Genomic DNA, 644 nt, shown 5'->3' on the forward strand with positions numbered 1-644 from the left:
CCGCACCGCTGTCGCGAACAGGCCCATAAACCCGGCTCAGCACTTCTGGTGCCAAAGCCACCTGGGGGGATCCCTGGCAGATGAGGGATTGGTTGAGGCACAGCACGCGGTCGCAATAGCAAGACACCATTTCCAAATCATGGGAGATCTGCAAAATGGCCCAGCCCAGAGATTGGCGCAGCTCTTCCAGGAGCCGGTAAAACTCCCCCTCGCTGAGCGTATCTAAGCCTGCCGGTGCCTCGTCGAGGATAAGCAACCGCCGCGGCCAAGCCAAGCAATAGGCCAACAGCACCCGTTTCAGCTCCCCGCCGCTGAGCTGGCCCAGAGCCTTAGAGGACAGGTGGGATGCGCCGACCCGTTCCAACGCCTCTTTCACCGCCTGCCGCCGAGCAGAGCGCTGCTGCCAAGGCCAACAGGGTTGCAATGCCCCCCAACCCAAAGCCACAAACTCCTCCACCACCATGGGGATCCCAGGATTGAACTGAAAACGCTGGGGCACGTAAGCCACCTGCTGCCGCACCGAGGGGGGCAAATAACCGGACAGGCACACCGGCTCTCCCAGAATCCAAACCGAGCCGCACTGCCGCGGCAGGATCCCCAAGATGGCCTGCACCAAGGTACTTTTGCCAGCGCCATTGGGGCCG

The 644-nt window shown here is 62.3% G+C and carries 1 protein-coding gene; it reads right to left on the reverse strand.

Annotated elements, in window-relative coordinates:
* A partial coding sequence (locus tag NW819_RS14220) for a metal ABC transporter ATP-binding protein (RefSeq protein WP_414414148.1) occupies nt 1-644 on the reverse strand: 644 nt, incomplete at both ends.

The sequence above is a fragment of the Synechococcus sp. R8-2 genome, assembly GCF_047461715.1.
Taxonomy (GTDB): domain Bacteria; phylum Cyanobacteriota; class Cyanobacteriia; order Thermostichales; family Thermostichaceae; genus Thermostichus.